The organism is Streptomyces sp. NPDC005775 (genome assembly GCF_042871565.1).
GTDB lineage: Bacteria > Actinomycetota > Actinomycetes > Streptomycetales > Streptomycetaceae > Streptomyces.
The window spans coordinates 215576-234099 of the sequence record NZ_JBIAIU010000004.1 but is presented as its reverse complement, the minus strand read 5'-3'; the positions used below and the strand labels follow the sequence as shown (position 1 = coordinate 234099).

Annotated in this window: 13 protein-coding genes; all 13 read right to left on the bottom strand. The window is 71.2% G+C overall.

The window, feature by feature from the left end:
- Positions 1-61: 61 nt before the first annotated feature.
- A complete protein-coding gene (galU, locus tag ACFYPA_RS11425; protein WP_359085172.1) occupies positions 62-952 on the bottom strand; it encodes a UTP--glucose-1-phosphate uridylyltransferase GalU in 891 nt (296 codons plus the stop codon).
- A 109-nt stretch (positions 953-1061) separates the two neighbouring features.
- The gene (locus tag ACFYPA_RS11420) at positions 1062-5108 is read right to left on the bottom strand and encodes an Rne/Rng family ribonuclease (RefSeq protein WP_359085173.1); all 4047 of its coding nucleotides are present in this window, start codon (positions 5106-5108) and stop codon (positions 1062-1064) included.
- A 232-nt stretch (positions 5109-5340) separates the two neighbouring features.
- On the bottom strand, positions 5341-6123 hold the full coding sequence (locus ACFYPA_RS11415) for a TIGR03936 family radical SAM-associated protein (protein WP_359085174.1): 783 nt from the start codon (positions 6121-6123) through the stop codon (positions 5341-5343).
- A gap of 123 nt (positions 6124-6246) precedes the next feature.
- A complete protein-coding gene (locus ACFYPA_RS11410; protein ID WP_359085175.1) occupies positions 6247-7437 on the bottom strand; it encodes a hypothetical protein in 1191 nt (396 codons plus the stop codon).
- Between the two features lie 106 nt (positions 7438-7543).
- Complete coding sequence (locus tag ACFYPA_RS11405; protein WP_389131260.1) at positions 7544-9469, bottom strand: TIGR03960 family B12-binding radical SAM protein; 1926 nt, start codon at positions 9467-9469, stop codon at positions 7544-7546.
- A 50-nt stretch (positions 9470-9519) separates the two neighbouring features.
- On the bottom strand, positions 9520-11040 hold the full coding sequence (locus tag ACFYPA_RS11400) for a CYTH and CHAD domain-containing protein (RefSeq protein WP_359085177.1): 1521 nt from the start codon (positions 11038-11040) through the stop codon (positions 9520-9522).
- 51 nt (positions 11041-11091) lie between these two features.
- Positions 11092-12282 (bottom strand): rod shape-determining protein RodA, encoded by a 1191-nt coding sequence (gene rodA / locus ACFYPA_RS11395; RefSeq protein WP_359085178.1) that lies wholly within the window; start codon positions 12280-12282, stop codon positions 11092-11094.
- A complete protein-coding gene (gene mrdA / locus ACFYPA_RS11390) occupies positions 12282-14447 on the bottom strand; it encodes a penicillin-binding protein 2 (RefSeq protein WP_359085179.1) in 2166 nt (721 codons plus the stop codon). Before mrdA ends, rodA begins: the two co-directional genes overlap by 1 nt.
- Positions 14448-14505: 58 nt before the next feature.
- Entirely contained in the window at positions 14506-15171 is a 666-nt protein-coding gene (mreD, locus tag ACFYPA_RS11385; RefSeq protein ID WP_359085180.1) for a rod shape-determining protein MreD, read from the bottom strand.
- Positions 15172-15182: 11 nt separating this feature from the next.
- Positions 15183-16235, bottom strand: coding sequence for a rod shape-determining protein MreC (gene mreC / locus ACFYPA_RS11380; RefSeq protein ID WP_359085181.1), 1053 nt, complete (start codon positions 16233-16235; stop codon positions 15183-15185).
- A 99-nt stretch (positions 16236-16334) separates the two neighbouring features.
- Positions 16335-17354 (bottom strand): rod shape-determining protein, encoded by a 1020-nt coding sequence (locus tag ACFYPA_RS11375; protein ID WP_073723157.1) that lies wholly within the window; start codon positions 17352-17354, stop codon positions 16335-16337.
- A gap of 290 nt (positions 17355-17644) precedes the next feature.
- Positions 17645-18058, bottom strand: a complete 414-nt coding sequence (gene ndk, locus ACFYPA_RS11370; protein WP_359085182.1) for a nucleoside-diphosphate kinase — start codon at positions 18056-18058, stop codon at positions 17645-17647.
- A gap of 108 nt (positions 18059-18166) precedes the next feature.
- Entirely contained in the window at positions 18167-18523 is a 357-nt protein-coding gene (locus ACFYPA_RS11365) for a DUF4233 domain-containing protein (RefSeq protein ID WP_359085183.1), read from the bottom strand.
- Position 18524 lies beyond the last annotated feature (1 nt).

Genomic DNA, 18524 nt, shown 5'->3' with positions numbered 1-18524 from the left:
GTCCGTGGTGCGGATGTCCCGGGTGGGCTGGGGGGTCTTGGGGTGGGTGCGGGGCGGGCGCTCAGAGCTCGGTGGCCACGAACTCGCGCAGCCAGGTCCGGAAGTCCGGGCCCAGGTCCTCGCGCTCGCAGGCGAGCCGGACGATGGCCCGCAGGTAGGCGCCGCGGTCGCCGGTGTCGTAGCGGCGGCCGCGGAAGACGACGCCGTGCACCGGACCGCCGATCTTCTCGTCGGCGGCCAGTTGCTGCAGCGCGTCGGTCAGCTGGATCTCGCCGCCCCGGCCCGGTTCGGTCTCCCGGAGCACCCCGAAGACGGCCGGGTCCAGGACGTACCGTCCGATGACCGCGAGACTGCTGGGGGCGTCGCCGGCGTCCGGCTTCTCGACCAGTCCGGTGACCCGGACGACGTCGTCCTCGGGCGTGGACTCCACCGCGGCGCATCCGTACAGGTGGATCTGGTCGGGCGCGACCTCCATCAGCGCGACGACGCTGCCGCCCTCGCGCTCCTGGATCTCGGCCATGCGGGCCAGCAACGGGTCGCGCGGGTCGATCAGGTCGTCGCCGAGCAGGACCGCGAACGGCTCGTCGCCCACATGCGGTTCGGCGCACAGGACCGCGTGGCCGAGGCCCCTCGGGTCGCCCTGGCGGACGTAGTGCATGGTCGCCAGTTCGCTGGACTCCTGGACCCGGACCAGCCGTTCGTCGTCGCCCTTGCGGGTGAGCGCCGACTCCAGCTCGTAGTTCCGGTCGAAGTGGTCCTCCAGGGCGCGCTTGTTGCGCCCGGTGATCATCAGCACGTCGTTCAGTCCCGCGGCGGCGGCCTCCTCCACGACGTACTGGATGGCCGGCTTGTCGACGACCGGCAGCATCTCCTTGGGAGTCGCCTTCGTCGCCGGCAGGAACCGGGTTCCGAGCCCGGCGGCAGGTATGACTGCCTTCTGGATCTTGTGCATGTACGGAGCGCTTTCGTGTCAGGGTGCGGGGCCGGCCGGGCGCAGGAACGCAGCCGGCCGGCCCCGGGGAGGGACCGGCCCGACTGCGTCGCGCGCGGTGCGAGGTGGGTCAGACCTCGTCGGCCGACGCCGTGACGGTGGTCGACGACTGCTCGGCCGCCACCGTCTTCTTCGCCGCCGCCTTCTTGGCCGTCGTCTTCTTCGCGACGGTCTTCTTGGCCGCCGTCTTCTTGACGGCCGCCTTCTTGGCCGTGACCTTCTTCGCGGTCTTGCGGGCCGCCTTCTTGGCCGGTGCCGTTTCGGCCTCGGTCTCGGACTCGCCCGTGGCGGACTCCGGCTCGGCGGCCGTCACCACGACGACCTCGGCGTCCTCGGCGCCTGCGGGGGAACCCGCGGGCGCGGTGGCCTTGCGGGTCGCCCGGCGCCGGGCACGCGGCGGTGCGGCAGGCTCCTCGGCGGGAGCCTCGACGGGCGGCGCCTCGACGACCGGGTCCTCCGCGGCGACCGGGTCGGCGTCGGACACCGGCTCCTCGGCGACGGCGGCGGACTCGGCGGCCGGGGTGGGCTCGACGACCGGGACAGGCTCGGCGGCCGGGGCCGGCGAACCCGCCGGGGCGGTCGCCTTCCGGGTCGCCCGACGGCGCGTACGGCCCTGCGGGGCCTCGGCCTGAGCCTCGGCGACCGGGGTCTCGGCAACCGGCTCGGGCTCCACCACGGGCTCCGGCGCCACGACCGGCTCGGCCACCGGGGCCGGGGCGGACGCGGACCTCGGGGCACCGGCCGGGGCCGTCGCCTTACGGGTGGCCCGGCGACGGCCACGGCCACGCCCGGCTGCCGCCTCGGCCTCGGCCGGGCTGCTGTACAGCTCCTCGTCCGGGACGAACTCCGGCTCGGGGAGCGCCAGCGGGGCGGCGACCTCCGCGGCCACCTCGGCCTCGGTCTCGGCCTCGTGGTCCTGCTCGTGCTCGTGACCGTGCTCGTGCTCGTGGTCCTGGCCGGAACCGCCGCGGCGCTTCTTCGACCGCTTGCCGCCACCACCACCGACCGAGGTGGGCTGCTCCATGTGCACGATCACGCCGCGCCCGTTGCAGTGGACGCAGGTCTCGGAGAAGGACTCCAGCAGACCCTGACCGACCCGCTTGCGGGTCATCTGGACCAGGCCCAGCGAGGTGACCTCGGCGACCTGGTGCTTCGTACGGTCGCGTCCCAGGCACTCCAGCAGACGCCGCAGCACCAGGTCCCGGTTGGACTCCAGCACCATGTCGATGAAGTCGACGACGACGATGCCACCGAGGTCGCGCAGCCGCAGCTGACGCACGATCTCCTCGGCCGCCTCCAGGTTGTTCTTGGTGACCGTCTCCTCGAGGTTGCCGCCCTGACCGGTGAACTTGCCGGTGTTGACGTCGACGACGACCATCGCCTCGGTCTTGTCGATCACCAGCGAGCCGCCGCTCGGCAGGTAGACCTTGCGGTCCAGCGCCTTCATGAGCTGCTCGTCGATCCGGTACGTCGCGAAGATGTCGACCTCGGAGGTCCACCGCGACAGCCGGTCCGTCAGGTCGGGCGCCACGTGCGAGACGTAACCGTAGATCGTCTCCCACGCGTCGTCACCGCTCACGATGACCTTGGAGAAGTCCTCGTTGAAGATGTCGCGCACGACCCGGACCGTCATGTCCGGCTCGCCGTAGAGCAGCGTCGGCGCGTTGGAGCTGCCGCTGCTCTTCGACTTCTTCTGGATGTCCTCCCACTGCTGCTGCAGCCGCTCGACGTCGCGGCGCAGCTCGTCCTCGCTCGCGCCCTCCGCGGCGGTACGGACGATGACGCCCGCGTCCTCGGGGACGATCTTCTTGAGGATGGTCTTGAGCCGGGCGCGCTCGGTGTCGGGCAGCTTGCGGCTGATCCCCGTCATCGAGCCCTCGGGCACGTAGACCAGGTAGCGGCCGGGCAGCGAGACCTGGCTGGTCAGGCGGGCACCCTTGTGGCCGATCGGGTCCTTCGTCACCTGGACGAGGACGGACTGGCCGGACTTGAGCGCGGTCTCGATGCGGCGCGGCCCGTGGGCCATGCCGAGCGCCTCGAAGTTGACCTCGCCTGCGTACAGGACGGCGTTGCGGCCCTTGCCGATGTCGACGAAGGCGGCCTCCATGGACGGCAGGACGTTCTGGACCTTGCCCAGGTAGACGTTGCCGACGTAGCTGCTGGCCTGCTCCTTGTTGACGTAGTGCTCGACGAGCACGTCGTCCTCGAGGACGCCGATCTGGGTGCGCTCGCCGTTCTGGCGGACGACCATCACGCGCTCGACTGCCTCGCGACGGGCGAGGAACTCCGCCTCGGTGATGATCGGCACCCGGCGGCGGCCCTGCTCGCGGCCCTCGCGGCGGCGCTGCTTCTTGGCCTCCATACGGGTCGAGCCCTTGATGGACTGGACCTCGTCGAAGCCGGTGCCGGGCTCACGCTCGGCTTCCTTCTTACGCGGTTCGCGGACCTTGACGACCGTGCGCTCCGGGTCGTCCGTGCCGTTCTCGGCGTCGGACGAGGAGTCACCGCTGCGACGACGACGGCGACGGCGCCGACGGCTGCTGCTGGATCCGGAAGCGGAGTCGTGGTCGTCCTCGTCGTCGCCCTCGTCCTCGGACTCCTGAGCACGCTCGGGCTCGTCGTCGGAACGCTCGGCGGCATCGTCCGCGTGCTGCTCGGCGGCGTCGTCCTCGGCGGAATCGCCACGACGGCGGCGACGGCCACCGCGACGGCGACGGCGCGACGGGCGGTCGCCGTACTCGTCGGTCTCCTCCCCGTCCTGCTCGGCGTCACTCTCGTTCGAGGGCTCGTCCTCGTCCTCGGCCTGCTCCTGAACCGGGGCGGCGGCCGGTGCGGCGACGGACTCGACCTCAGCGGCCTCACCGCGACGGCGGCGACGACGGCGCGAACCACCCTGCGGCGCGGACTCGGCGGGGGCGGCCGTCTCGGCGGGGGCGGCCTGCTCCTCCACCGTCACGGTCGCGTCCTCGGGCTCCTCCTCGATCGAGGCGGAAGGCTGCGCCGCGGCGGCGGCCGCGGCCGTCTCCGGGGTCTGGAACATCGGCTCGGCGAAGACCGGCGCCTGGAACACGGCGACGGCGGGGCGCGTCGCCCCGCGGCTCTTGCGGGCGGGCTCCTCGACCTTGCCCGTGAACTCGGGGCGGCCCGCGGCGGCGGTGGCCCGGCGGCGCTGACGCCCGCGCGGGGCGGCCTCCTCGACCTCGACGGTCTCGGCGGCCAGCTCCTCCACCGCTGCCTCGGGCAGGCTCTCACCCGTCTGGGCCTCGGCGGCCTCCGTCACCTGCGGGGAACCCGCGGGGGAGGTCGCCTTGCGGGACGCACGACGACGGCCACGCGGGGCCTCGGCCGGCGCGGCCTCTTCCTCGGCTGCGGCCGGGGCCTCTTCCTCGGCCGGCGCCGCGACCGGCTCGGCGGCGGCTTCGGTCCTGGCGGCCTGCGGCGCACCGGCGGGGGCGGAGGCCCTGCGCCGGGTACGGCCACGCGGCGCCTCGGTGACGACGGGCTCGGCCGCGGTGGGCTCGACGGCCTCGGCCGCGACGGCCTCCTCGACGATCTCGGCCACCTCGGCGGCCTGCGGGGCACCGGCGGGCGCGGTCGCCTTACGGGAGGCACGACGACGCGCACGCGGCGCCTCGACCGGCTCCACGGGCTCCTCCTCGACCGGCGCGGCGGTCACGACCGGCTCCACGGCCTCGGCGGCCTGCGGCGCACCGGCGGGGGCGGTTGCCTTACGGGAGGCACGACGACGCGCACGCGGCGCCTCGACCGGCTCCACGGGCTCCTCCTCGACCGGCGCCGCGACCGCTACGACCGGCTCCACGACCTCCACGGTCTCGGCGGCCTGCGGCGCACCGGCGGGGGCGGTCGCCTTGCGGACGGCGCGGCGGCGCGCCCGGACGGGCGGCGCGGCCTCGGTGGTGTTCTCGGTGCTGGCTTCCGACTCTCCGGCGTCAACGGCCGGTATGGCCGAAGCCTCGGCTCCGGCCTGTGCGCCCGAGGTGGGCGGGCCGGCCGGGCGGGATGCCGCGCGGCGCCTGCGGCGCGGCGGCAGCTTGTCCCCGGGGGTGTTGTTGTCTTCTGCGTTCCCGGCCGTGCCGGGTTCGGTGGGCTGAGGCATGCGGGCGGTTCTCCCGTCGGGCCCCCGGGCGCCGCGCCTGATTCCGGTCCGGCACGGTCCGCCTGGTGTACGCGGTACCGCCGTCCGGGGCGCGGGCGCCGCACGGGGGCTGAATGTCTGGCTCGCCGGTTCCCTACGCGGTGTGCGTACGGCCTGGCGAAAGTCTTATGGGTCAGCGCGCGGCCCGGCCCAGGTGGCTCCCGAGTCCGAGGGCTGCGCTACAACGACCGCCTTACGCGGAACCTGCACCTTCAGGCGTCGTCGCGACGGCGGTCCCGGTGGCCGTGGGTAGAACGGCCGGGGCTGCCTCGCGGTCAGGCGCGAGCGGGTCGGTCACCGTGCCGGACTCCTCGTCGAAGAGCCCCTGCGCCAGCCTGGTCACCGCTGCGGGGACCGGCGGCGCCAGGTCGGCCACAACGCGGAGACCGGACAGGACGTCGTCAGGCCGAACGGCAGGTGTCACGTGCCGAACAACCAGCCGCAGTATCGCACAGGCCGTGTCCCCGGGCCTATCAGGCTGATGATCAAGGGCCTGCAGGTCGACGACGGCGGACCGTGCGTCGAAGCTCCGCATGCCGTTCTTCGTACGGCGCTCGACCTCGACGGTCTCGGCCGCGTTGAAGGCGGCGACCGCCTTCTCGGCGTCCTCCACGGCGACCCCGTTCAGCCGCATCTCCCAGATGGAGGCGGTGAGCCGGTCGGCGAGGCCCGAGGTGCGGGCCTCGACGGCGTCGGTGATGTCGAGGCCGTCCGGCAGCGAGTCGTTGAGCAGCTCCCGCAGGGTGCCCGGGTCTCGGGCCTCGGTGAGAGCGATCTCGAGGAACTCGGCCTCGCTGCCCGTGCCGGTGGGTGCGGCGTTGGCGTACGACACCTTGGGGTGCGGGGTGAAGCCCGCCGAGTAGGCCATGGGCACCTCGGAGCGGCGCAGCGCCCGCTCGAAGGCACGCTGGAAGTCTCGATGGCTGGTGAACCGGAGGCGGCCGCGCTTGGTGTAGCGCAGTCGGATGCGCTGCACTGCCGGTGCGGGCGGCGGGCCTTCGGGCTGTCGCTTGCCCAGTGGTTCTTCTCCTCGGTGCGGAGCGGACGCGGTGGAACGCCGCCCTCGAAGTACGGGTGGCCCGGGGGTGCCCGGTCCGGCTCACCCCTGCTGGACGGATTGCTCCTTCAGCAGGGAGATCTCTGGTTCGGGCGCCGCGCTGGGCACGATCGTTGTACTACCCAGAGTACGCGCAGACAGGCTTCCCGGTTCCCGGGGCTCGGATTCCCGTGGCCCGCCGACCAGTGCTCGCCACGCGTCACGCCTGGCCCGCCGTACGGTCTCGCGTGCCGTGCGCAGCGTCTCCCGGGCCGTCCGGCCCACCGCCAGGGCGGCCCGCCCGGCCGGTGCGAGCACGGCGTCGCGCAGGAAGTGCCCCACCGGGGTGCACACCGCACGGTAGGCCCAGGCCGCCGGCGCCCCGACGAGGTGCCACGCCAGCCGGGCCAGGGCCCGGCCGACGGCCCGCGAGACGAACCCGGCGACACGCCAGCCGACAGCGAACGCGGCGGCGATCTCCCGGCCGACGGGGGTCAGGATCCGCCGGTACACCCAGACCACCGGAAGGACGAGCAGCACCGTGACCAGCCACCGGACGCCGGCCCACAGCCCCCGGCAGCCGGCCCCGACGCCGCGGACCAGCAGATCGAGGAGCCGGGCGATGCCGTGACCCATCGGGGTGAGCAGTACCCGGTACGTCCACCCGAGCGGCAGCACGATCAGGTGCTCCACCAGCCAGGCGACGGCCTGCCCCAGTGGCTTGAGGACGTACCGCCACAGCAGGACCACCGGCATGACGAGGACGGCGGTCAGCAGCCACTCCACGGCAGCGGCGATCCCGCGTGCGGCCGGGAGCAGCAGCGCCCGCCCGAGCCACCGCAGTCCGTGCCCGAGCGGGGTGAGCACTCGCTCGTACATCCACGTGACCGGTACCACGAGCCCGTAGCGCACCCCGGGCACCACCACGTACCGCCACAGCGCGACCCACGGCCACACGAACACCGCCACGGCCACCCACCGCAGCCCGTGCCCGAGCGGGGTCAGTACCCACGCGTACAGCCAGCGGGCCGGGATCGCGACCAGCACCTCGAACAGCCACGCCAGCGCCCGCCCCAGCGGGCGCAGCAGAATCCGGTCGGCGGCACGGGCGCCCACGACGAGGGCGTCCCAGACCATACGCACCGGCAGGACGAGGACGAGGACGACGATCCTCACCGGAATCCTGACGAGCGTGGTGAGGCAGCCGTCGCCGCTCTCGTACCGCGCGGGTGCCTGGTGCTTTCCGTATTCCATGCACCTCATGACGCAAAGGTCCGGCCGGGAGTTTCCCGCGGCCGGACCTTCGTCACCAAGCTGTCACCCGTCAGGAGCCGGGCGGTGTCGGTTCACTGACGGTTTCTCACTTCACGACCGTCAGCGGCAGGAGCTTCTTGCCCGTCGGGCCGATCTGAATGCTCGTGTCCATCTGAGGACACACTCCGCAATCGAAGCACGGCGTCCAGCGGCAGTCCTCGACCTCGGTCTCGTCGAGCGAGTCCTGCCAGTCCTCCCAGAGCCATTCCTTGTCGAGGCCGGAGTCCAAGTGGTCCCAGGGCAGGACCTCCTCGTACGTCCGCTCGCGGGTGGTGTACCAGTCGACGTCGACGCCGAAGTCGGGCAGCGTCTTCTCCGCGCTCTTCATCCACAGGTCGTAGCTGAAGTACTCGCGCCAGCCGTCGAAGCGGCCGCCCGCCTCGTAGACGGCGCGGATGACGGAGCCGACGCGGCGGTCGCCGCGGGAGAGCAGGCCCTCGACGATGCCGGGCTTGCCGTCGTGGTAGCGGAAGCCGATCGAGCGGCCGTACTTCTTGTCGCCGCGGATCTTGTCGCGGAGCTTGGTCAGCCGGGCGTCCGTCTCGTCGGCGCTGAGCTGCGGGGCCCACTGGAAGGGGGTGTGCGGCTTGGGGACGAAGCCGCCGATCGAGACGGTGCAGCGGATGTCGTTCTGCCCGGAGACCTCGCGGCCCTTGGCGATCACCTTGACCGCCATGTCACCGATCTGCAGGACGTCCTCATCGGTCTCGGTGGGCAGGCCGCACATGAAGTACAGCTTCACCTGACGCCAGCCGTTGCCGTACGCGGTGGAGACCGTACGGATCAGGTCCTCCTCCGAGACCATCTTGTTGATGACCTTGCGCAGGCGCTCGGAGCCGCCCTCGGGGGCGAAGGTGAGACCGGAGCGGCGGCCGTTGCGTGTCAGCTCGTTGGCCAGGTCCACGTTGAACGCGTCGACGCGGGTGGAGGGCAGCGAGAGGCCGATCTTGTCCTCGGTGTAGCGGTCCGCGAGGCCCTTGGCGATCTCACCGATCTCGGTGTGGTCCGCGGAGGAGAGCGAGAGCAGGCCCACTTCCTCGAAGCCCGTCGCCTTGAGGCCCTTCTCCACCATGTCGCCGATGCCGGTGATGCTTCGCTCCCGTACGGGGCGCGTGATCATGCCGGCCTGGCAGAAACGGCAGCCGCGGGTGCAGCCGCGGAAGATCTCCACGGACATCCGCTCGTGGACGGTCTCGGCGAGCGGGACGAGGGGCTGCTTGGGGTAGGGCCACTCGTCGAGGTCCATGACGGTGTGCTTGGACACGCGCCACGGCACGCCCGACTTGTTCGGGACGACGCGGCCGATGCGGCCGTCCGGGAGGTACTCGACGTCGTAGAAGCCGGGGACGTAGACGCCTCCGGTCTTCGCGAGGCGGAAGAGCACCTCCTCGCGGCCGCCGGGGCGGCCCTCGGCCTTCCAGACGCGGATGATCTCGGTGATCTCCAGGACCGCCTGCTCGCCGTCGCCGATGACCGCGCAGTCGATGAACTCCGCGATCGGCTCGGGGTTGAACGCGGCGTGGCCGCCCGCGAGGACGATCGGGTCGTCGAGGCCGCGGTCCTTGGCGGAGAGGGGGATGCCGGCCAGGTCCAGGGCGGTGAGCATGTTGGTGTAGCCGAGCTCGGTGGAGAAGCTCAGCCCGAAGACGTCGAACGCCTTGACCGGGCGGTGGCCGTCCACGGTGAACTGCGGCACCTCGTGCTCGCGCATCAGCGCTTCGAGGTCCGGCCAGACGCTGTACGTGCGCTCCGCGAGGACGCCCTGGCGCTCGTTGAGTACCTCGTACAGGATCATGACGCCCTGGTTGGGGAGCCCGACCTCGTACGCGTCCGGGTACATGAGGGCCCAGCGGACGTCGCATTCGTCCCACGGTTTGACGGTGGAGTTCAGCTCACCGCCGACGTACTGGATGGGCTTCTGCACATGCGGGAGCAGAGCTTCGAGCTGTGGGAAGACCGAATCGACAGACATCGCGAACTTTCGAGAGCTGGCAGGGGTGACCATCCAGCGTACCGCGCTGCTCAGCTTCCGGACGCCGCCCGGATCTCCGCCCGGGAAGCCCGGGCCCAGGCCTGCGGCAGCTCACGCTCGCGCGCCGCGGCCTTAGCCTCCTCCTGTCCGTGCAGCAGCCCCCAGGTGAACGAGGACTCCCCCGCCGCGTGGGCCTGGACGGCGAGGGTGCGCAGGGCGTCGCGGGCGACGACGCTGTCCTGGTGGTCGCCCAGGAGGCTCTGGACGGCCTTGAGTCGCTTGACGGCCTTCCTGGCCGGTTTCCCGAGGGCGGGGCGGGCAGCCTCCGCCGCGTACCGTGCGCGTTTCGCCGCCTTGCGGGCGTCGTGGAGAGCGGCGTCGCGGCCGGGGCCCGGCGGGAGCTCCAGGGCGTGCGCGACCCGCGCGGTGAGGCGCTTGTGGTCCTTGTGCGCGGCGCGGGCGAGCGCCTTGCCGGGCGGGCCGGCGGCAGCGGGCAGCAGGGGCGGGTCGGCGAGGAGCGCGTGCAGCGTGCCCAGCAGGGCGAGGTAGCGGGTGCCGTCGAGGACCGCGAGGGTACGGCGGCGGGTGCCGATGCGGCGGGCCGTGGACCAGATCCGCAGTCGGGCGCGGACGGGGCCGAGGGCAAGGGTGCGGGGCAGGGCTTCGAGCCGGGTGCGCAGGCGGGCGTCGAGGACCTCCTGGTCGCGGTCGACGCCGAGTTCCGCCGCGAGCCACTTCAGCTCCGCGCCGACGGGGTCGGTGACCGTCCGGTCGAGGACCTTGCGGTGCGTGCGGAGGGCGCTGCGGAGTCTGCGGGTGGCGACGCGCATCCGGTGGACGGCGTCGGGCAGGCCGCGGCGGACGGCCGGGTCCTGGGCGACGATCTCGGTGATCTGGTGGCGTACGTAGGCGAGGACGTGGTCGCCCGCGGTGTGCGGCGGCGTGGGGGACTCGGGCCGCTCCTTCTTCTTCGGCGTGGTCTCCGCCAGGGCGCGGGAGAGTTTGGAGGGGGCCGTGGAGGGCCGTATCCCGGCCTTGCGCAGCCGCTTCTCGACGGCGTCGAGGAAGGCGGGGTCGCCGTCGTCGGCGAGTTCGACCTCGATCTCGGTCCACGCGGTGGTGCCGCTGCCGCCGTGCAGCCGCTCGGCCCGGACCTCGTCGACGCTGAGTTCGGCCAGGGGCGCGCCGTCCGCCCCGGTGAGCAGGTGGATGTCGCGGGCGGAGCGGAGCCGGACCACGGGGACGACGGGGGTGTCCCGGGCCCGGGAGCGGATCAGCGCGGCGAGGGCGGGGGGCAGGGTGTCGGAGAGCGGGGCGCCGATTTCGTCCCGGATACCGGAGGAGACCGGGAACTTGAGGTGCCAGCCGGCGTCGTCGCCGCCGGTCCGGCGGCGCAGGGTGAGGGAGTCGGCGGCGAGCCGGAGGTCCTCGGTGTCGTAGTAGACGGCGTCGAGTTCCATGACGCCCCGGTGGTCGACGGCCGCCACGCCGGCCACCCGGCCGAGGTCGGGCAGCCGGGTGGCGCCGGTGGCTTCGTACTTCCGCTCGATCTCGCGCTTCGAGTCCGCCATGCATCGAATCTAGACGGGATGGCCGCGGATGGGCAGTGGGCCCGCGACGGCTCAGGCCGTTATCGGCCGCTGCACCCGGATCGACTGGAGCAGCCCGATGGCCACCCAGACGGCGAACATCGACGAGCCTCCGTAGGAGACGAACGGCAGGGGCAGTCCGGCGACCGGCATGATGCCGAGCGTCATGCCGATGTTCTCGAAGGCCTGGAAGGCGAACCAGGCGATGATTCCGGCGGCGACGATGGTGCCGTAGAGCTCGGTGGTCTCGCGGGCGATGCGGCAGGCGCGCCACAGGACGATGCCGAGGAGGACGAGGATCAGTCCGGCGCCGAGGAAGCCGAGTTCCTCGCCGGCGACGGTGAAGACGAAGTCGGTCTGCTGCTCGGGGACGAACTGGCCGGTGGTCTGGGTGCCCTGGAAGAGGCCGGTGCCGGAGAGGCCGCCGGAGCCGATCGCGATCCGGGCCTGGTTGGTGTTGTAGCCGACGCCGGCCGGGTCGAGGGCGGGGTTGGCGAAGGCGGCGAACCGGGCGATCTGGTAGTCGTCGAGGAGCCCGAGCTGCCAGATGGCGACGGCTCCGGCGACGCCCGCTCCGAGGATGCCGAAGACCCAGCGGTTCGACGCCCCCGAGGCCAGCAGCACGCCGAGCACGATGACGACCATGACCATCACGGAGCCGAGGTCCGGCATTCCCATGACGACGGCCATGGGGAGCGCGGCCAGGCCGAGTGCCTTGGCGACGGTCCGGTGGTCGGGGTGGAGTTGGTCACCCGCGTCGACGCGGGCGGCGAGCAGCATCGCCATGCCGAGGATGATCGTGATCTTGGTGAACTCGGAGGGCTGCAGGGAGAAGCCGCCGGGCAGGAGGATCCAGGCGTGGGCGCCGTTGACGGTGGCGCCCAGCGGGGTGAGGACCGCCATCACGAGGAGCACGGACAGGCCGTACAGGATCGGCACCGCGCCGCGCAGGGTCCGGTGGCCGAGCCAGATCGTCCCGATCATCAGGGCGAAGCCGATGCCGGTGTTGAGGGCGTGGCGGAAGAGGAAGTAGTACGGGTCGCCGTGGGTGAGCGAGTCGCGTCCCCGGGTCGCCGACCAGACGAGCAGCGAGCCGATGAAGGAGAGCGCGATCGCGGAGCCGAGCAGCGGCCAGTCGAGGCGGCGCGCCACGGAGTCGCGGGCGGTGATCCTGCCCCAGGCCCCGCGGTCGGGCGCGTACCGCTGGACGGAGAAGCCTGCCATCAGTCACGCCTCCCCAGTACCGCGGCGAGCGTCTGCTCGGTGGGCGGCTTCTGCGACTCGGGGTTGTACGGCAGAACCGTCGGGGCGTCGATGGTGCCGTCCGTCTGGATCTTCGGCAGGGACTTCTGCGGCGTGGGCAGCAACGCCTTCTTGAGGTCCTGCTTGCCGGTGGCGTCGAGGCCGTAGAGCGCGTTGTAGATGTTGCGGACGGCGGGCCCGGATGCTCCGGAACCCGTACCGCCCTGGGAGATCGTCATGACGATCGAGTAGTCCTTGGTGTACGTGGCGAACCAGGAGGTCGTCTGCTTGCCGTAGACCTCGGCCGTGCCCGTCTTGGCGTGCATCGGGATCTTGTCCTGCGGCCAGCCGCCGAATCGCCAGGCGGCGGAGCCGCGGGTCGCGACACCCGCGAGGGCTTGGTCTATTTCGTTGCGCGTCTTCTTGGTGAAGGGGAGCTTGCCGTGCGACGTCGGCTCGATCGCCTGGACGGTCCGTCCGTCGCCGCTGACGATCGCCTTGCCGACGGTGGGGTCGTAGAGGGTGCCTCCGTTGGAGATGGCCGCGTAGATGGTGGCCATCTGGATCGGGGTGACGAGGGTGTCGCCCTGGCCGATCGAGTAGTTGACGGAGTCACCGGCGCGCATCTTGTCGCCTTCGAGGCAGTTCTCGTAGGCGATCTTCTCGACGTACGTGCCGTCCTTCTTGCCCTGCTTGCACCAGGCGTCGTGGTTGGCCTTGGCGAAGTTCTTCTTCCACTCGCGGTCCGGGACGCGGCCGCTGACCTCGTTGGGGAGGTCGATGCCGGTCTCCTTGCCGAGGCCGAACTGGTGGGCGGTCTTGTAGAACCAGTCGTTCGGGTTCTTCTTGGGGTTGTTCCCGCCGTCCTTCTGCCACTCCTTGTGCGCGAGGCCGTAGTACACGGTGTCGCAGGAGACTTCGAGGGCGCGGCCGATGGAGATGCTGCCGTAGCCCTGGGACTCGAAGTTCTTGAAGGTCTGGCCACCGATGGAGTACGAGCTGGGGCAGGGGTAGTTGCCGTCGAAGGGGTAGCCGGCGTTGACGGCGGCGGTGGAGGAGATGACCTTGAAGATGGAGCCGGGGGCGGCCTGGCCCTGGATGGCCCGGTTCAGCAGCGGGAAGTTGGAGTTCTTGCCCGTCAGCTTGGCGTAGTCCTTGCCGGAGATGCCGCCGACCCAGGCGTTGGGGTCGTAGTTGGGCAGGGAGGCCATGGAGACGACCCGGCCGGTCTTGGCCTCCATGACGACGACGGCGCCGGAGTCGGCCTTGTAGTTCTCGCCGGTGTTCTTGTCGAACTCGGTCCGGGCCGTCTTCATGGCCTGGTTGAGCTCGTACTCGGCGACGGCCTGGACGCGGGCGTCGATGGAGGTGACGACGCTCGCGCCGGCCTCCGCCTCGTCGTTCTTGGCCTCGCCGATGACGCGGCCGAGGTTGTCGACCTCGTAGCGGGTGACGCCCGCCTTGCCGCGCAGCTCCTTGTCGTACGTGCGCTCCAGGCCGGAGCGGCCGACCATGTCGGAGCGCAGGTAGGGCGATTCGGTGTCCTGGGCCTTGGTGATCTCGTCGTCGGTGACGGGTGAGAGGTAGCCGAGGACCTGGGCGGTGTTGGCCTTGCCGGGGGCGGCGTAGCGGCGGACGGCGGTGGGCTCGGCGGTGATGCCGGGGAAGTCCTCGGCGCGTTCGCGGATCTGGAGGGCCTGCTGGGTGGTGGCCTCGTCGGTGACCGGGATCGGCTGGTAGGGCGAGCCGTTCCAGCAGGGCTGCGGGGTCTTCGCGTCGCAGAGCCGGACCTTGTCGATGACGTCCTTGGGCTTCAGGTCGAGGACGCCGGCGAGCCGGGTCAGTACGCCCTTGCCGTCGTCGTCCATCTTCAGCAGCTCGGTGCGGCTGGCGGAGACGACGAGGCGGGTCTCGTTGTCGGCCAGCGGTACGCCGCGGGCGTCGAGAATGGAGCCGCGGGCGGCGGGCTGGACGACCTGCTGGACGTGGTTGTTCTTCGCCTCGTCGGAGTACTCCTGGCCGTTGCGGATCTGGAGGTACCAGAGGCGGCCGCCGAGGGTGAGCAGCAGGGAGAAGACGAGCACCTGGATGACGATGAGGCGGATCTGGACCCGCTGGGTCCGGCCCGTCTCGGGGATGTTGGTCACGGGGCGCCCCCGGTGGTGGTCGGGCTGGGGGTGGGGTTGCCCCCGGAGGAATGCGGCCTCACAGTCGCTTGACTCCCTTGATCCGTCCGGCGCGTGCGGCCCGGTTGCGGGCGGCCTTGACGCGCAGTCCGCCGCGCTGGCTGCCGATCCGCAGTCCGGTGCCCGCGGCGAGCCAGCCGGCCGCCGCGTCGCCGCGGCCGGAGGAGGACTCGGTCAGCGGGTCGTTCACCGTGCGTCTGGCGATGGCCATGATCAGCGGCACGGTGAACGGTGCGAGGAGCAGGTCGTAGACGGCCGCGGTGAACAGAAGGCTGCCGAGGCCCACGTGGCGGGCGGCCGTGTCGCCGACGAGAGCGCCGACGCCCGCGTAGAGCAGGGTCGATCCGATCGCGGCCGCGACGACCACGGCCATCGGGAGGAAGGCGGACTTGAGCTGTCCGTTCTCGGGCCTGGCCAGTCCGGCGAGGTAGCCGATGACGCAGAGCACCAGGGCGTAGCGTCCGGCGGCGTGGTCGGCCGGGGGTGCCAGGTCGGCGAGGAGGCCCGCGCCGAAGCCGATGAGGGCCCCGCTGACGTGCCCGTAGACGAAGGCCAGTCCGAGGACGACCATGAGCAGCAGATCGGGTACGGCGCCGGGGAGCTGGAGCCGGGCGAGTACGGACACCTGGACGACGAGGGCGACCACGACCAGAACGATGGAGAGCAGAGTCCGGTTGACGTGCATGGGGATCAGCTCTACCTCTGTTCGTTTACCGCGTTGCCGGCGTTCGGTGTCGCGTTCCCGCTGGGGTCGGGGCTCGGGTTGCCGCTGGGGGTCGCGCTCTGGTGGATGTTGCCCACGACTTTGCCGTTGGTGTCGACGACGTCGCCGTTGGGCGAGATGGTGACGGTGACGGTCGGGGTGGGCTTCGGCTTGGCCGCCTTGACGGGCTTCTTCGGCAGGACCGCGTCGCGCGGGTCCTCGCGGGGTGCCTGGACGACGATGCCGACGATGTCGAGCTTGGTGAAGCCGACGTACGGGCGGACGTAGACCGTACGGGTCAGGTCGCCGCCGGACGGGTCGACCCGGACGACCTCGCCGACCGGGACGCCGGGCACGAAGGGCTTGTCCTTGCTGGAGCCGAACGTGACGAGGCGGTCGCCCTTCTTGACCTTGGCCTTGCCGTTCAGGAACTGGACGGACAGCGGGCGCGAGCCCTGGCCGGTGGCGAAACCGAGTTCGTCGGTGGACTCCATCCGGGTGCCGACGGTGAAGTCGGGGTCGTTGGCCAGGAGCACCGTGGCGGTGTCCGGGCCGACGGTGGTGACGCGTCCGACAAGTCCGTCACCGTTGAGGACGGTCATGTCGCGCTTGAGGCCGTCCTTGGAGCCGGCGTCGATGGTGACCGTCCAGGAGAAGCCCTGGGCCGCTCCTATGGCGATGACTTCGGCGGCCTTGATGCCGTACTGGCCGGCGTCCGACTTCTTGAGCATCTTGTCGAGCTCGCGGACCCGGCTGCGGTTGCGGTCGTCGCTGCCCAGCTTCACCTTGAGCGCGGCGTTCTCCTGCTCCAGCGCGGTGATCTTGTCGTGGCGGGTGCCGGAGGCGCGTACGGCCCCTATGGCGTTGCCCACCGGGTCGACCGCTGACGCCACGCCGTTCTCCACCGGTCCGAAGACGGTGGCGGCGGCCTGCCGGGCGCCGTCCACCGGTGACGCCTCGCCGCCGCGGATGTCCACCGTGATCAGTGCGAATGCGATGGCGATCAGCAGCACCAGGAGCAGCCGGCTCTCTCGTGTGTCCCTCACGTGCGGCGGCCGTGCCTTCCTCGTAGGAATGTTCGTGCCTGTATATCAACGATCCTCCGTGCGGAGCGGCAGCGTCCGCACGGAGGGCCGATGGGGTTTCTACCGTCGGGGCTGGGCGTCCAGCACCTGCTGGAGCGCCTCGAACTCCTCGACGCACTTGCCGGATCCGAGCGCGACGGAGTCCAGCGGGTCCTCGGCGATGTGGATCGGCATGCCCGTCTCGTGGCGCAGCCGCTCGTCCAGTCCGCGCAGCAGCGCGCCGCCGCCGGTCAGGACGATGCCGCGGTCCATGACGTCGCCGGACAGCTCCGGCGGGCACTTGTCCAGCGTCGTCTTGACCGCGTCGACGATCGCGTTGACCGGCTCCTCGATCGCCTTGCGGACCTCGGTGGCGGAGATGACCACGGTCTTGGGCAGGCCCGAGACGAGGTCGCGGCCGCGGATCTCGGTGTGCTCGTCCTTCTCCAGCTCGAAGGCCGAACCGATGGTGATCTTGATCTGCTCGGCGGTGCGCTCACCGAGGAGGAGCGAGTACTCCTTCTTGATGTGCTGGATGATCGCGTTGTCCAGTTCGTCACCGGCGACCCGGATCGACTGGGCGGTGACGATTCCGCCGAGCGAGATGACCGCGACCTCGGTGGTGCCGCCACCGATGTCGACGACCATGTTGCCGGTGGCCTCGTGGACCGGCAGGCCGGAGCCGATGGCCGCCGCCATGGGCTCCTCGATGATGTGCACCTGGCGCGCGCCGGCCTGCGTCGACGCCTCGATGACGGCGCGTCGCTCGACCCCGGTGATGCCGGAGGGCACACAGACGACGACCCGCGGGCGGGCCAGGTAGCGGCGCTTGTGGATCTTCAGGATGAAGTAGCGGAGCATCCGCTCCGTGATCTCGAAGTCGGCGATCACGCCGTCCTTCAGGGGCCGTACGGCAACGATGTTGCCCGGTGTACGGCCGATCATCTTCTTGGCCTCGGAACCGACCGCCAGGATGCCGCCGGTGTTGGTGTTGATGGCCACGACGGACGGCTCGTTCAAAACGATGCCGCGCCCCCTGACGTACACCAGCGTGTTGGCAGTCCCGAGGTCGATAGCCATGTCACGGCCGATGAACGACATTGAGTTCCCCTTGTTCCCCATGAGGATGCGTCGGGCCTTCCCAAGCGAAAGCGATGGCTTGTTTTGGTAGGCGAGATGAGCGCTGCGGGCGTGGAAGCTTCCATCGTAGTGCCGGACACGCCGACACAGCGCGAGGGTCCTTCGCCATGCTGAGCAGAACGGGTGGCCGTTCCACTCATGGTGACGTTACGTCGGGGGGATGCGTTCCCGCGAGCGGGGACCCTATGCCGAAGGGCGACCGAATTACTTCGGTCGCCCCAGGTCATGAGCGCTGTTCGGCTGATCCGAGGTCAGGAAAGTCCCGGAAAGAACAGCTTCATTTCCCGCTCCGCGGACTCCTCGGAGTCCGAGGCGTGGATGAGGTTCTCCCGGGTGATGGTGCCGAAGTCGCCACGAATCGATCCGGGCGCGGCGGCGATCGGGTCGGTGGGGCCGGCCAGGGCGCGTACGCCCTCGATGACCCGCTCGCCCTCGGCCACCAGGGCGACGATCGGACCGGACTGCATGAACTCGACGAGCGGCTCGTAGAACGGGCGGCCGACGTGTTCGGCGTAGTGCTGCTCCAGCGTGGCGCGGTCGAGGGTACGGAGCTCCAGCGCCGTGATCTTCCAGCCGGCCTTGCGCTCGATGCGGCCGACGACTTCGCCGACCAGACCGCGACGGACGGCGTCGGGCTTGAGAAGAACGAGGGTGCGCTGGGTCATGTGCGGCTCCTTGCAGGCATGCGGGTGCGGTGAGGCGAGGTTACAGGGGTGCGGTGACGGGCCGGCGGCCGGGTTTGACCGCTCGATCGCGGACGGCCCGGCAGCCTCTCAGCTGCCGGCCGCGGCCTGTGCCGCTTCCTGCGCGGCCCACCGGGCCTTCACCTCGTCGATCTTGCGGCCGTAGTGCACGGAGGCCCACCACAGGCCGCCGAAGACCACGCCGAGGACGAACATCATCGGGACGACGAAGCCGCTGGCGACCAGCGCGATCTGGAGCGCCCAGCCGAGCTGTATGCCGCCCGGACGGGTGAGCATCCCGCAGAGCAGCACGGAGAGCAGCATGCCGATGCCACAGACCGTCCAGACCGTCGCGGACGTCAGGTCGTCGGACTTCATGGCGACGAGTCCGGCGAACCCGATCACGAAGAACTCACCGATCAGCGTCGACGCGCAGAGCGTACGCACG

Coding starts and splice junctions, on each gene's coding strand:
- galU (WP_359085172.1), bottom strand. CDS start 952: ATGCACAAGATCCAGAAGGCAGTCATACCTGCCGCCGGGCTCGGAACC.
- ACFYPA_RS11420 (WP_359085173.1), bottom strand. CDS start 5,108: ATGCCTCAGCCCACCGAACCCGGCACGGCCGGGAACGCAGAAGACAAC.
- ACFYPA_RS11410 (WP_359085175.1), bottom strand. CDS start 7,437: ATGGAATACGGAAAGCACCAGGCACCCGCGCGGTACGAGAGCGGCGAC.
- ACFYPA_RS11405 (WP_389131260.1), bottom strand. CDS start 9,469: ATGTCTGTCGATTCGGTCTTCCCACAGCTCGAAGCTCTGCTCCCGCAT.
- ACFYPA_RS11400 (WP_359085177.1), bottom strand. CDS start 11,040: ATGGCGGACTCGAAGCGCGAGATCGAGCGGAAGTACGAAGCCACCGGC.
- rodA (WP_359085178.1), bottom strand. CDS start 12,282: ATGGCAGGCTTCTCCGTCCAGCGGTACGCGCCCGACCGCGGGGCCTGG.
- mreD (WP_359085180.1), bottom strand. CDS start 15,171: ATGCACGTCAACCGGACTCTGCTCTCCATCGTTCTGGTCGTGGTCGCC.
- ACFYPA_RS11375 (WP_073723157.1), bottom strand. CDS start 17,354: ATGTCGTTCATCGGCCGTGACATGGCTATCGACCTCGGGACTGCCAAC.
- ndk (WP_359085182.1), bottom strand. CDS start 18,058: ATGACCCAGCGCACCCTCGTTCTTCTCAAGCCCGACGCCGTCCGTCGC.